The organism is Fischerella sp. JS2 (genome assembly GCF_032393985.1).
Lineage (GTDB): Bacteria > Cyanobacteriota > Cyanobacteriia > Cyanobacteriales > Nostocaceae > Fischerella.
The window spans coordinates 2,739,016-2,752,863 of sequence record NZ_CP135918.1; the positions used below are offsets into that span (position 1 = coordinate 2,739,016).

The 13,848-nt window shown below is 40.0% G+C and carries 14 protein-coding genes, 1 pseudogene and 1 CRISPR repeat array (1 of these 16 only partly in view); of the genes and pseudogenes, 10 read left to right on the top strand and 5 right to left on the bottom strand.

The features are described 5' to 3' along the window. Window positions 1–322: 322 nt before the first annotated feature. The 8 genes from fdxB to RS893_RS11500 all read left to right on the top strand — a co-directional run bounded on the left by fdxB (window position 323) and on the right by RS893_RS11500 (window position 8,831). Complete coding sequence (fdxB, locus tag RS893_RS11465; protein WP_102149687.1) at window positions 323–616, top strand: ferredoxin III, nif-specific; 294 nt, start codon at window positions 323–325, stop codon at window positions 614–616. A gap of 544 nt (window positions 617–1,160) precedes the next feature. Beyond that, window positions 1,161–2,147 (top strand): cytochrome c oxidase subunit II, encoded by a 987-nt coding sequence (locus RS893_RS11470; protein ID WP_315791280.1) that lies wholly within the window; start codon window positions 1,161–1,163, stop codon window positions 2,145–2,147. Window positions 2,148–2,176: 29 nt separating this feature from the next. Next, window positions 2,177–3,853: a cytochrome c oxidase subunit I gene (gene ctaD, locus RS893_RS11475; RefSeq protein WP_315791281.1), complete on the top strand. Its 1,677-nt coding sequence runs from the start codon at window positions 2,177–2,179 to the stop codon at window positions 3,851–3,853. Window positions 3,854–4,077: 224 nt separating this feature from the next. Beyond that, the gene (locus tag RS893_RS11480; protein WP_315791282.1) at window positions 4,078–4,668 is read left to right on the top strand and encodes a heme-copper oxidase subunit III; all 591 of its coding nucleotides are present in this window, start codon (window positions 4,078–4,080) and stop codon (window positions 4,666–4,668) included. Window positions 4,669–4,801: 133 nt separating this feature from the next. After that, window positions 4,802–5,290: a hypothetical protein gene (locus RS893_RS11485; protein ID WP_315791283.1), complete on the top strand. Its 489-nt coding sequence runs from the start codon at window positions 4,802–4,804 to the stop codon at window positions 5,288–5,290. 51 nt (window positions 5,291–5,341) lie between these two features. Next, a complete protein-coding gene (locus RS893_RS11490) occupies window positions 5,342–5,953 on the top strand; it encodes a cupin (RefSeq protein WP_315791284.1) in 612 nt (203 codons plus the stop codon). Window positions 5,954–6,180: 227 nt separating this feature from the next. Then, on the top strand, window positions 6,181–6,642 hold the full coding sequence (locus RS893_RS11495; protein ID WP_315791285.1) for an ArsC/Spx/MgsR family protein: 462 nt from the start codon (window positions 6,181–6,183) through the stop codon (window positions 6,640–6,642). 806 nt (window positions 6,643–7,448) lie between these two features. Then, complete coding sequence (locus tag RS893_RS11500; protein ID WP_396336443.1) at window positions 7,449–8,831, top strand: tetratricopeptide repeat protein; 1,383 nt, start codon at window positions 7,449–7,451, stop codon at window positions 8,829–8,831. Between the two features lie 277 nt (window positions 8,832–9,108). Here RS893_RS11500 and RS893_RS11505 read toward each other — a convergent pair whose 3' ends face one another. Continuing rightward, window positions 9,109–9,321 (bottom strand): hypothetical protein, encoded by a 213-nt coding sequence (locus RS893_RS11505; RefSeq protein WP_315791941.1) that lies wholly within the window; start codon window positions 9,319–9,321, stop codon window positions 9,109–9,111. Between the two features lie 214 nt (window positions 9,322–9,535). On the opposite strand from RS893_RS11505, the gene RS893_RS11510 reads away from it, so the two are divergent. After that, window positions 9,536–9,685, top strand: a complete 150-nt coding sequence (locus tag RS893_RS11510) for a ribbon-helix-helix domain-containing protein (RefSeq protein WP_315791287.1) — start codon at window positions 9,536–9,538, stop codon at window positions 9,683–9,685. Window positions 9,686–9,774: 89 nt separating this feature from the next. Here RS893_RS11510 and RS893_RS11515 read toward each other — a convergent pair whose 3' ends face one another. The 4 genes from RS893_RS11515 to RS893_RS11530 form a co-directional block, all read right to left on the bottom strand. Beyond that, entirely contained in the window at window positions 9,775–10,170 is a 396-nt protein-coding gene (locus tag RS893_RS11515) for a hypothetical protein (RefSeq protein ID WP_315791288.1), read from the bottom strand. 466 nt (window positions 10,171–10,636) lie between these two features. Continuing rightward, window positions 10,637–10,903 carry a hypothetical protein gene (locus tag RS893_RS11520; RefSeq protein ID WP_315791289.1) on the bottom strand — a complete coding sequence of 89 codons (267 nt, stop codon included), beginning with the start codon at window positions 10,901–10,903 and terminating at the stop codon, window positions 10,637–10,639. Continuing rightward, entirely contained in the window at window positions 10,851–11,189 is a 339-nt protein-coding gene (locus tag RS893_RS11525; RefSeq protein WP_315791290.1) for a DUF6972 family protein, read from the bottom strand. The genes RS893_RS11520 and RS893_RS11525 overlap by 53 nt, the downstream gene beginning before the upstream one ends. A 66-nt stretch (window positions 11,190–11,255) precedes the next feature. After that, window positions 11,256–11,946 (bottom strand): IS1 family transposase gene (locus RS893_RS11530; protein WP_315790248.1). Its coding sequence is split into 2 segments (ribosomal slippage): window positions 11,256–11,616 and window positions 11,615–11,946, totalling 693 coding nucleotides; the frame shifts between segments, so codons are not numbered across the junction. A 251-nt stretch (window positions 11,947–12,197) separates the two neighbouring features. On the opposite strand from RS893_RS11530, the pseudogene RS893_RS11535 reads away from it, so the two are divergent. Then, window positions 12,198–13,084 (top strand): annotated as a pseudogene (locus RS893_RS11535) (ISAzo13-like element transposase-related protein); the annotation flags it as partial. A gap of 326 nt (window positions 13,085–13,410) precedes the next feature. Then, window positions 13,411–13,848: direct repeats of the CRISPR family, unit length 36 nt; unit sequence CTTTCCATAACACTTCCCCTCAACGGGGATGGAAAC (it continues 591 nt past the right edge of the window).

The following is a 13,848-nucleotide window of genomic DNA, read 5'->3' on the forward strand; positions in this document are numbered from 1 at the left end:
CGGGCTGTTGTAACTAGTGCAAGATATGAGTTACTGCAAATAAATATCATCTTTTTGATAAACATTTTTATCTTTTAAATATAATTTTTATTAGTTATTAGTCATGATTTAATTGCTGACATATAAATAATGACTAAACATTATTAATAAATAATTTCATCTAGATTCAATAATATTAAAAGCAAGATTTTTATCGGAAAGTTATGGAATTTTAACTATGTAAATCGTTAGATTTGAACATTAAAAAAAGATAATTACAGTTATGTTAGTATGAGCGTTAAAGCGCCAATCAAGTTGTAGATAAATTCCGGTAGGTAAGTTCATGGCAGTACTCACAGGATTGACATTTGGTGGTAAAACTTGGACACCCAAATTCGCCCAATCAATAGATGAACACAAATGCATCGGCTGTGGCAGATGCTTTAAAATTTGCGGACACGATGTGCTGTTATTACGAGCAATGAATGAAGAGGGTGAATTTGTAGATGATGAAGATGATGATGAAATCGAAAAGAAAGTGATGACTGTTGCTCATCCAGAAAATTGTATAGGTTGTGCAGCTTGTTCTAGAATTTGTCCCAAAAATTGTTACACTCACGTTGAATTGAATAACTAGGTACAGCTTTGTGTTAAGTCCTAGCGACTTTAAACGCAAAGGGGCGCAGAGTTTAGCGCAGAGAGAGGCAGAGTCTTTCTGTAGATAATTTGCGTAAGTAGAGGGGATTTCTCTATATTTAGGGAGAATCTAGATATAGTTCACGGTAAACAAATTTATAAATATAAAATGTTAATAATTAACTACTTTTAGTTTGTTATTAAAATAAAATATTGTGCAAAGAAAAATAAGTTAAAACAAGTTTAAATTATCGGCAGTTATATAGTTAAAACATCGACAATTAAGAAGTAACTTAACTTGGGTTTAAAGGGTAAGATGCCGGATGTTAAACCCATTTTGAATCAAGTGAAAATCAAAAGTAAAAAGACAAAACACAAACCGTATAAGTAATAGAGAGGCTGGAAATTATCGAGAGGTCTCTTAGTACACAAATGGGTTCACTTCATGGTGTAAGAACTATTTCTTTTTAGTTTGAACTTTTGGTTTATCACTTGCTATTTAGCGACGGTTACACCTGGAACGATGTTATTCTGAGCAGGCATGTATGCAACAAATTCCTGTTTCACTGTTAACCTTAGTTGCTGGGGTATTAATCACACTCTTCAGCCTTTGGGTTGGTCAACACCATAGTCTACTGCCTATGCAGGCATCAGAACAAGCGCCTTTGGTAGACGGTTTTTTTAATGTGATGATGACTATTGCCACTGCTTTGTTTGTGGTGGTAGAAGGAACGATTTTGATTTTTTTGGTGATGTTTCGTCGCCGTAAAGGTGATGAAACAGATGGGCCGCCTATTGAGGGCAATTTACCGTTAGAAGTATTTTGGACGGCAATCCCAACCATAATAGTCCTTGGTTTGGGGATTTACAGTGTGGATGTTTATAGCAGAATGGGAGGGTTAGAATCAGGTGGTCACAACCACACTCCAGTTCATGTTGCCCATCAAATGCCGGGAAGTGCAATTGCTGCTACTCTGAGTGATGGTTCTGAGGTAACGCCAGCAAATAATCCCGATATTGGCATTGGTGCGGGTGCTAAGGAACAAGGTAAAACAGCAGACTTAGTTGTTGATGTCACGGGGATGCAGTTTGCTTGGATTTTCAACTATCCTGACAGTGGTGTTACTGCTGGTGAGTTACACGTACCTGTGGGTGCTGATGTACAACTCAACCTTGCCTCTACAGATGTAATCCACTCGTTTTGGGTGCCGCAATTCCGCCTTAAACAAGATGCAATTCCTGGTATTCCTACTAAACTCAGGTTTGTTGCTACTCAAGTTGGTACGTATCCTGTAGTTTGTACAGAACTGTGTGGTGGTTATCACGGTTCGATGAGGTCACAGGTAGTAGTTCATACTCCCGAAGAATACGAGAGTTGGTTGACAGAAAATCGGATTGCCCAACAGCAGCAAGAACTACAACAAGCTGTGGCAGTTAACCCTGCCGAATTATCTGTATCAGAGTTTCTCGCCCCTTATGTACGAAATATGGGGATAGTCAATGGTCAATTGTCAATGGTCAATAGCAAATGACAAATGACAAATAACAAAGGACTAAAAATATGACTCTCGAAATACCACGGAATCAACCACCTGGAAAGGAAGCTACGATTGTGGTTTCTGGCACTACTCACCATCACCCCGAAGCGTGGAAATGGTATCACTATTTCACGTTTAATGTTGACCACAAGGTGATTGGTATTCAATACCTGGTGACGGCGTTTTTGTTTTATCTCATTGGTGGACTAATGGCTGTAGCCATGCGTGCTGAATTAGCAACACCAGATGCAGATTTACTCGACCCGAATTTGTATAACGCTTTCATGACCAATCACGGAACGATCATGATTTTTTTGTGGATCGTTCCCAGTGCGATTGGGGGATTTGGTAATTTCTTAGTACCGTTGATGGTGGGTGCTAGGGATATGGCTTTCCCAAAACTAAATGCGATCGCTTTTTGGTTGAACCCACCAGCAGGTTTGCTGATCTTAGCTAGTTTCTTCTTCGGTGGTTCCCAGTCTGGTTGGACAGCTTACCCACCCCTGAGTTTGGTAACTGCGCCAATTGCTCAATCGTTGTGGATACTTGCTATTGTCTTGGTGGGAACTTCCTCGATTTTGGGTTCGCTGAACTTTGTCGTCACCATTCTATTTATGAAGGTTCCCAGCATGAAGTGGGATCAACTTCCCCTATTTTGCTGGGCTATTTTGGCAACTTCTGTTTTAGCACTGTTATCTACACCCGTGTTAGCCGCAGGGTTAGTATTGCTGTTGTTTGATCTCAACTTTGGGACTTCGTTTTTTAAACCAGATGCAGGCGGTAACGTTGTGATTTACCAGCATTTGTTCTGGTTCTATTCTCACCCGGCAGTTTATTTAATGATTCTGCCTATCTTCGGTATTATGTCCGAAGTGATTCCGGTTCATGCGCGCAAACCGATATTTGGATATAAAGCGATCGCTTATTCTAGTTTGGCGATTTGTGTTGTGGGTTTGTTCGTCTGGGTGCATCATATGTTTACCAGTGGCACACCTGGTTGGATGCGGATGTTTTTTACTATATCTACCCTGATTGTTGCGGTTCCCACTGGTGTGAAGATTTTCGGCTGGGTTGCTACTCTCTGGGGCGGTAAAATCCGTTTTACCAGTGCCATGTTGTTTGCGATCGGCTTATTGATGATGTTTGTGATGGGCGGTTTAAGTGGTGTGACGATGGGAACAGCACCGTTTGACGTTCATGTCCACGACACATATTATGTAGTCGCCCACTTCCACTATGTGTTGTTTGGTGGTTCTGTGTTTGGTATCTATGCGGGAATTTACCACTGGTTCCCCAAGATTACTGGACGGATGATGAATGAAACTTTGGGTCGAATTCATTTTATCTTGACTTTTATTGGTACGAATTTGACTTTCTTACCGATGCATGAATTAGGATTACAAGGTATGCCGCGGCGTGTGGCAATGTACGACCCGCAATTTACTCACCTCAATGAGATTTGTACGATTGGTGCATACATCTTGGGGATATCGGTGATTCCTTTTACGATCAATGCGCTGTGGAGTTGGATTGGTGGCAAGCAAGCGGGTGATAATCCTTGGAATGCTTTGACTTTGGAATGGACTACTAGTTCACCACCTGCTATTGAGAATTGGGAAGTTTTACCTGTGGTGAGTCATGGCCCTTATGAGTATGGTCATGATGTTCAGCCGCTTGCTGCAACGGAAGCTAGTACATAATTGTTACACATTTTAGTACAGCTTTGCGTAAAATCGTAGCATTTTTAAACGCGGAGGGGCGCAGAGTAGGCGCAGAGTAACGCAGAGTTTTTTGATAGAGAATTCGCTACTTAGTGTCTTTGTGTCTTTGTGGTTTTTTTAACGAACCACGTAGACACGTAGACGCGAAGTGGCTTCCCGTCAGGGTAGGCATAAAGGAAGAGATTGAGGAAGAGGATTTTTTCATGGCGATCGCAACAACGACTAGTCCAAGTCATCATGAGGAACATAAGGATTTACGAGTTTGGGGATTGTTGACTTTCCTGATTTCGGAGTCTTTGATGTTTGGTGGGTTTTTTGCTACTTATTTATTTTTTCGTGGCAGTAATGAGGTATGGCCGCCGGAGGGAACGGAGGTCGAGTTATTAGTACCGACAATTAACACGATTATTCTGGTTTCTAGTAGTTTCGTCATTCACTTTGGTGATACGGCGATTAAAAAGAATAATGTCAAAGGAATGCGGTTTTGGTATATCCTGACTGCGCTTATGGGCGCGATTTTCTTGGCGGGTCAGGTTTATGAATACATGACCTTGGGATATGGTTTGACGACTAATGTCTTTGCCAATTGTTTCTATCTCATGACTGGGTTCCACGGTTTGCACGTGTTTGTGGGACTGCTGTTAATTTTGGGTGTATTGTGGCGATCGCGTCTTCCTGGTCACTATAGTGCCACGAAACATACTGGTATTGAGATGGCAGAAATTTACTGGCACTTTGTAGACATTATTTGGATTATTCTCTTCACACTTTTGTACATTCTGACTTTGTTTTAAAGGAGGGGTTAGTGGGTAGAGACGCGATGTTCCTCGCGTCTGTACATTAATAGTTAGTAGTTAGTAGATAGTGGTAAGCAACTAACCACTAACAAACAACCACTAACCAATAACTAATTCAAAGGAGATTTTTATGCAAGTTGACATGGAAAGATTTTCTTGGTTTCAAGTACCGGAGGAGATCAAAAAATTACTCATTTTAGCGGCTGAGAATTGGGAAAATACTTGTGAATCTCAAAAGTATATGAATCAAGCTTTAGCTAAAACAGGAGATCATCTCGAAGTTTTGGTTGCAGCATATAGATATTTTTATTACAAATATAATTACCCAATGGCGCTGCAAACTGCTATTAAAGTTATAGATAAAATTAAATTAGCTGAGAAATTGCCTGATGATTGGCAACAACTCCAATCAATATTAATTAAGCGTAAAGAAGAGACACAAATTCGATTATATTTAAATGCTTATGCTGCTTCTGGATTAGTGTTAGCTAAACTAGGTGAACTAGAAAAAGCTAAAGAAATCAGTATTAAAGTTAAATCTATTGATGATAAGAACGATTTTGGTGCAGGAATTTTACTTGATATTTTAACTCGACCCGCAGAAGAAGATGAGGATTGATTTCTAAAGCTTTATTTTAGTCATATTTCTAATTTATATTCAGCATAATCCATGAAAAATAGAGATTGGCATGTTAATGGAGATGGACAGTATCAAGCTTGTAAATCAGCTAGAGCGTGGGACTTACTTAGAGATAATTATCGCCTTTATCGGTTCTTGACTGAACTAGAAGATATTCTGAATGATGTTGAAGATGAAACTAGTCGCTTGCCAGAAATTCAGATGTTAGTCAGGCGATTATTAGTAAATTCTTATTGGGTGCAAAGCCAATACTTGGAACCTTGTCCGCAAACAGGAACATCGGTGTTAATTCTCTACGATGAATTAGGTTTTCCTTTGACATTGCAAACAGTTACTTTTGCACCAGGTACAAAGTCTAATATTCATAATCATGGTACTTGGGGTGTGGTTGCTTTGTTAAAGGGGCAAGAAAAAAATACTTTTTGGCATCGCAACCCTAGCCACAAATTTATAGATAAAATTGAACAAACAGGGGAGTTAACTTTGTTACCTGGTGATATTATCAGTTTTACTCCTGATGCCATTCATTGTGTGGAAGCATTAGGTAATGAACCAACGGTTACTTTTAATATTTATGGCGAAACTGATCCAAAGCAGCGTTTTGAGTATAATGTAGTCTCTCACACAGCCAAAAATTTCTAATTGATTTAAAGCAATAATTTTTAATAGCAAATATTTGGAGTTTTTAATTAAAATTTAATTATAATCTGAGTTTGTAGTGAATGCTTTAAGTTGACTACGAAACTTATTGTCTTTTGCAGTAGAGGGGAAATGTTTTTGCGTATCAGACTACATTAAATCAGTGAACAGTGAATATCAAGAAACACTGATAACTGATATCTGATAACTGTTAAATAGGAGATACTGCAATGGCAAGGGTGATTTTTTATGAAAAACCTGGCTGTAAAAACAATACAAAACAAAAGACTTTGCTGACAGCCGCAGGTCATGAAGTGGTAGCGTATAACCTGTTAACGGAACCTTGGACAGTTGAACGTTTACACTCGTTTTTTGGCGATCGCCCTGTAGCCGAATGGTTTAACCGTGCTGCTTCCCGTGTACAATCGGGTGAGGTCATTCCTGAAAAAGTAGATCCGCAAACGGCTTTGGTGATGATGCTTAGAGATCCACTTTTGATTCGCCGTCCGTTGATCGAAGTAGGCGATCGCCGTGAGGTGGGTTTTGATGCGGAAAAAATTGATGCTTGGATTGGTTTAAGGTCTAAGGATGAGACTCTACAAGAAATTACTAACAAGTTGAAGAGTCAGGATTTGCAAAGCTGTTCTCACAAGCATGGTCATGGACACGGACATGGTCAAGGTCATAAATAAGGTTCCTGTCAGCATTAATTTTTTGTAGTGGGGATGTGATTTAGTTTACGAACACAGATGCACACCGATAAACACAGATGGGTTATCGGTGTGCATTAGGTTATTTTGTTTTTTGCTTTTAGCAATAGTAATCACCAAAAAGGCAGAAGGCAGTCCCGATGAAACAAGTTTCACGAACTTTGCCATGAAAAACCTCACCCCTTTCCCCTCTCAGCAAGGCTTAGGTGTACACAGAAGTCGGAAAAACCTGATTCAAATTGACTCGAAAAGCCCAAAATCACAACCTCACCCCGCCTCCGGCACCCCTCTCCTTAGTAAGGAGAGGGGTTGGGGGTGAGGTTTTTCGGGGTTTGGAGTGATTTGATCATTTGTGTGTACACGGTAGTTCAGTAAGGAGGGGGGTTGAGGGTGAGGTTTTTCGGGGTTTGGAGTGATTTGATCATTTGTGTGTACACGGTAGTTCAGTAAGGAGAGGGGTGTCCTCTCTTGACGGGGTGAGGTTAGTTTCAAGGAGGCAGAAGGAAAGATTTTGTTTTCCTTCAAGAGGGTCGCAATCCCCTACATTTATTTATGGGGATTACCTTCTGAGTTGAAAGTAACCTTACCAACCCCCTCTCCTTAGCAAGGAGAGGGGTGTACGACAGGAGGGGGTGAGGTTTTTTCATGCTTGATGGTGAAATTTTTTCATCGGGACTGCCCTCTTTTTGCCTACCGTAGGTAGGCGTAGCCGCCCCGCATCTACGTACTTCTGCCTTCTTAAAAGTTGAAATAAAAAATATTACTATTTTTCTCCCACAAGCTGCGGTGTGGGTAGTATATGCAATTATTATTTCCAGGAAAACTACAAAGCAATGGGTGGGGTGGTGTCAAGTCTTGTTCAAAAAGCTGATAGTGAATATACGATATTAGTCCAACAGCATCAATCCTACGAGCGCATTATCCGTAATGTTATGCTGCGAATGATTGCGGTGAGTAATGGGAAGTTAAGCCGCAGACGAGTTCCTTTATCGGAATTGGAGTACTCAGAACCAGCAAATATTCAAGTCCAAGAAGTGATTCAGCGCTTTTGTGAGGTAGGCTTGTTGCTGAGAGGACAAGATACTGAAGGTCAGGCTTATGTAGAACTAGCTGATGATACTTTGTTACAAGGCTGGCAGAAACTGCTGGAATGGAAACAAAAAAATCAGGAAAGTTTAATTCTCCAAAGGCGGCTAACACCCGCAGCGATGGAGTGGAAAAAGCACCCAAAAGCCAAATATCTCTGGAATGCTGATCCGTGTCTTGACTTACTCACACAGATACTTAATTGTGATCACAATTGGTTAAACCGGGTGGAAACAGAGTTTGTTCAGCAAAGTGTTGTGCAAAAACGCAAAAACTTTGTTTTACGTGGAAGTTTTGTATTTGGTTTTAGTTTATTGGGTCTTATTGCTATCGTTGTTCAAAGAGAGTCGTTGACTACTCAAAGTTGTAATTCCCAACAATCTCACAGTAGCGATCGCCTATCTTTAGTCACACCGCAAATCTTTCCAAACCCCTGTTCTCCGGTGTTGGTTTCCACGACAACCACAGTTAGCACTGCACAAAATCGCCAAATTAAACCTCCTGTACCTATGGCGATCGCTACTGAAGACTTCTACACGAGGGTGAACGAAAAAACAAACAAAGGCGACCAAGCAAAAGTTATTCACAATTACAATCGAGTGATTAGTAAAAATCCTCGCGATATTAATGCTTATATAAATAGAGGCATTGCTTACTACAGACAAGGTAAATACGACCAAGCCATCACTAATTACACTCACTCTCTTGAGATTAGTAAAAATATTCATGCATATATAAATAGAGGGATCGCTTACCACAGACAAGCTAAATATAATTTAGCGATCGCTGATTACAATCGAGCCTTGAGTATAAATAGTAAGAGCGTAGATGCCTATATCAATAGAGGTATTGCCTATCGTAGACAAGGCAAATATCAGCTAGCTATTGCTGATTACTATCGGGCTATCAGTATAGATGACAACAACGGCGATGCCTATTATGCCCTTGGTCTTACTTACGCGCAATTAGGAAATCAGCAAGCAGCAATTGCGAGTTATTACCTTGCTGCCAATTTTTACCAACAACAAGGAAAGACAGATTATCAAAATAGCGCCTTAATGCGAATTAAAAAATTTCAGCAGTAGGGTTTTTGAGAATGTTTGAAACGGGGGAAACCCCCGTAATGCTGGCTTATATCGAGTTCAGTTAATCACTGAATAATAATAAAACCTCACCCCAACCCCTCTCCTTAGTAAGGAAAGGGGTGCCGAAGGCGGGGTGAGGTTAAACGGGAATTATAAGTAATCATGCAAACTTGATATTATACCGATTTAAAAAAAGAATGCGACAATAGATATTGTAAAGACGCGATTCATCGCGTCTTTATCCAAGGATGTGTTGCAAATACTTATTGAATCGAGATTAATCTTTGGTTTGTGTGATTTTCTGAATTGTTTGGTTTATTGCTTGGGCATCTTTGTTAATAAAAATTTCTTTCTCACCATTACTCCAAGTAAGGAAACAGGTAAATTGCCAAGCCATATTAATATGAAGATTGCGAAATCGAATTTGCCGGGCGTAAGCTAAATTTAATAAACCTTTGGTGGGTGTTTGACAAAAAATGGGTTGTGGCATCATATTTAATTAGACCTTACTTAACTAATAGTGGTTTGGTCAGAGAGGCGTTATCTACTTGGAGGTGGGAACGCCTCTCTTAATTTTTATATTAATATGAATCAGTCTTATTTGCAATATATTTTTAAATATTTTTAAATATTTATGATATAATCAGTGTATCTTTGTCAATACTAAATATGTAGCGTGAGGAAGTAGTGCTTTGACTGAAAAAATGAGCCGGACTAGTGTCACAATTCCAGAATCACTTTTTGAGTGGTTTAAAGAGTATTGCAATAAGCAGAAGCGATCAGTATCAGCCCAGATTAGCTTTATGATTGAGCAACTGAAGGAATCTGAGGAGAAAGAGGTTAAAGGTGATTAGGAAATAGGTGGGGTGATGGGGAGGTGGGGAGATACAGTTTCTCCATCACCTCATTTCAAGAACATCTCGGCAAAGATTAAGTTACCTTTTCAAGCTGTTTTGGCATTCTCTGTAGAAGTTTCTTCTGGAGAAGCTTTGAGGCGGGTAGCTGTGCTTTTGCGGATGCGATCGCTTTTACGAACACCGCCTGCCATAACATATTCTTGGCTGTCTTTACCGTATTTGACGGCGACTGCTAAGAGTAATCTTTCACACAGACTGCTTAAATTTTTTTCTAGCTGTTCAATATCGGTTCTAGAAGCGTCAATTATAGATAGAGCTGTGTTATAGGTATCAATTTTAGCCCGTAACTGCTCTATTTGTTGTGTCAGGTTTTGCAAGTTGCCTGCATTACCAAAATCTAAGTTTGGATCAATGGCTTTGAGTCCACAAGCCCTTAATTGGGCTTTTTCGAGAACGCGGGATGAACGTTTGGGACGTGGCATAAATTTATATTCCTATAAGTTGTTCTAGTGTTAGCTTGGCTTACAGAAGCTGTTGGATGGTTCAGAATATTTCCCAGATATTTATATTTTTTTGTAACAGCCTTTTATCAAAATATAAGTGATTATACTTAAGCAATATGTTTATTCCCTGTTCCTTATGGGCGAAGGTGTAGTATTTGCGATCGCTTTCACGTTTGTAGCGAATGTTGTTGTGTTCATAAACAACGTCAAGACGTTGGTCACAAATGTCTTGATGTTCTTTATGGATGGACTTGCGTTCATAAACAACGTCAAGACGTTGGTCACAAATGTCTTGATGTTCTCTATGGATGGACTTGCGTTCATAAACAACGTCAAGACGTTGGTCACAAATGTCTTGATGTTCTCTATGGATGGAATGATGTTGAGAATGAACGTTGATTTGGGAAGTGCGTAGAAGTGTAGTGACATTTTGGAATGCGATCGCTCACAACTCAAAAGCAGAAAGTCGCCCTTCCATAGGTTCATATTCATCTTCTAACAGCCAGTGTTGTGCTTCCTCATAAGTGGAACTTGTAAAGATGACCGCATAATTCTTGGCTGGATCGAAAATCTGACACTTTCCCAACTCATCCCCAAGAAGCAGCAAAATATAAGGCGGAGACAACATTGGCTCAATCCACACCTCAGCAAACTGCCAATTATACTTCACTTGGTCGGGTACAGGGAATGACGTGATATCGGTTTTCTGCATCAATCTTCACCTCACCGTAGAACAAGGGAATCTTGAAACCATCTGGATCAAGACGATAGCCAATGGGTTCTGTAAAAAACAGACCGTAACGCTCATATTCTCGAACGATACCTATATATTCTCCTCTTTCAATGATGGCTTGAGCAACTCTATTCATCATCGCTTCGTCATTAAAAACGTGAGCCGCTAGTCTTCGTCTCAATAAACGCTGTACCTGAGTGGTATCAGGCAAATGTTTTGCAACATGTCTAGAATCGAGAACAATCTCACGATCAATACCAGTCATACTATCGAGCAATTTTGCTCTTCAGAGCATATCACGCTGAGTGGCGTTGCTGAATAAAGGTATGTTTTAGGCAGGTAAGGGAACAGAACGATATTTGAGGTAGTGCAATAACAATCGAACAGAGTATCTCAGCATTTCCTCAGTTTTGGAATAACATAAAGTTTTACGATGAAGACGAGCCAAATAATGTCTAAGCCTTGTGTTTTCATTTTCGACTCGTGTCATGTAGGTCTTACTCACAATTTGGTCACCATCAGGAACAAAACAAGGGTAAACAGGGTATCCATCTGTGACGTAAAAATAACTCTGCCAACACTGGACAATGTTCCATAACTGTTGGAAAGTAGTCGAACTACGATCACCTAAAACCCAAGCAAGAATACCTTGAGTAAAGTGATTTACCGCCGTCCACAACCAGATTTTATTTTTTTGAACCAATAAATGTTTCTAATTCATCTAGTTCTCCCACCTGCGGAATTTCCTTTGAATTTGGTGTATCCGCCAATTGTGTACCCACTCGTTTAACCCAATGAATAATGGTAGTATGATGAACGTTTTTCACCCTTTCAATTCCACGAAATCCCATACCATTGACGTACATTTTTAGGCATTCTTGTTTGATTTCATCCGAGTAGCCCCTGGGTGGTTTATAGACATCAATGAATTGACGACCACAATCACAGCAAATGTGATTCTGTTTACCTCTTTTCTTTCCATTCTTACGGTTATGACAAGATCCACAGCGTGGACATTCCATGATTAATTGACCTCAATTCATACCGCTATTATGCAACGCCCGCTGAGTCCCTAACCTTTAAAAAGTGGTGATCGCTTCTAGAATTATGAATGGATTGACGTTGGGGATTTCCAAGAAATAAAATCCCCAATGTATAAGAATGATAATTATTGTAGAGGGTGGAAAGTCAAGGCTGCCGATGGCAGTCCTGACTTGCTTTTTTGTAGTAAGTTCAATGTATGGTTAGAGTTTTGGGGTGTGTTTGAGTGTCAATTGAATTAACTGACGCATTGAAAAGTTTGCTAAAGGAAACAGCAACTCAATTGAAACAAGCAGCAAGACGACGTTTTCAGGCGCAGGCTGTCATGGGGTTAGGCCCTGAAGGACAGCTAATAGCTCAAAACGAGATGGGATGGGATAGAAAAACAATTCGCAAAGGAATTAAAGAATTAACTACTGGAATTATTTGTGTAGATAATTATTCAGCTAAGAGTCGATGGAAAGCAGAAGAACACCTACCTTCTTTGTTAGAAGATATTAAAAAATTGGTTGATTTACAAAGCCAAACCGACCCAAGTTTTAAAAGTTAAAGGCTGTATACACGCCTAACAGCAAACAAAGTAAGAAAGCTATTAATTGAAAAGTGTGGCTATAGTGATGAACAGTTACCGACTGAAGAAACAATTCGTGTCAAATTGAATTATTTGGAATATCGACTGAAGCGGGTAGCAAAAGTTTTACCTCAAAAAATTCCAGAAACTGATGCAATCTTCGAGCAATTAGCAATGTTAATCAATCAGCTAGTGATGATAAGAGTGTTTTACGTTTAAGTCTTGATGCCAAAGCCCGTGTCGATGTTGGTTGCTTTGACAAAGGAGGTAAAAACCGAGTTACCACTGAAACCGAAGACCATAACTATAATCCAAAAACAACCGTAACTCCTTATGGTATATTTCTTCCAAAGTTAGATGAAATATTTTTATATTTTACAGAGTTTCAAGTAACAAGTGATTTTATTATTGATGTTTTATCAGATTTTTGGAAAAGTGAGAGTTGGCGGTTTCCAGATATAAAAACACTAATTCTTAATCAAGATAATGGAGGAGAGAATAATTCGCGGCGTACCCAGTTCATGAAGCGTATAGTAGAGTTCGCTCAATCCAATCTACATTACTCTCTTTTCCTTCATCAACTCAAAACAGCCTGAGATCACAACTTTCGTGAGAAATCAATATTGTTAATTGTGTCAAAAACTTGACAAATATAACTGACAGATTATACTCTGATTTGAGTGTGTTGAAATTCATCGACACCAGTCGCCCGAACCTTGAAAACCGCATATATTCGTTAACTGATGTCGATGCCTTGTGCAGCAAGGTTTCCAGGCTGCAAAATCGATGTTTTTTGAAGATTTTTGTTTAAATCTAGAGTGGTGTCGATTAGGGGTCTAGAACCCTCTCCCTGTAAGCGTTCCAGATGTGAACTCTTTCCATAACACTTCCCCTCAACGGGGATGGAAACCGAAGTCGTGAACGGAAACTTCACCACTTCGGCTTTCCATAACACTTCCCCTCAACGGGGATGGAAACGCTAGTATCCAGTGGACCAACCGGGACATTGGCACTGCTTTCCATAACACTTCCCCTCAACGGGGATGGAAACCGGTGGTGCCTTCCACTCGAACTGCCGGCACAGACTTTCCATAACACTTCCCCTCAACGGGGATGGAAACATTGATACACAACATCCCAATAGAGGGAATATGCTTCTTTCCATAACACTTCCCCTCAACGGGGATGGAAACCAGCTCGATAGCCGAGTCCAACATGTTTTCGTCGAAACTTTCCATAACACTTCCCCTCAACGGGGATGGAAACACGAGGGGAGTGGTGTTTAGCTGTTGCCGCTGACTTTCCATAACAC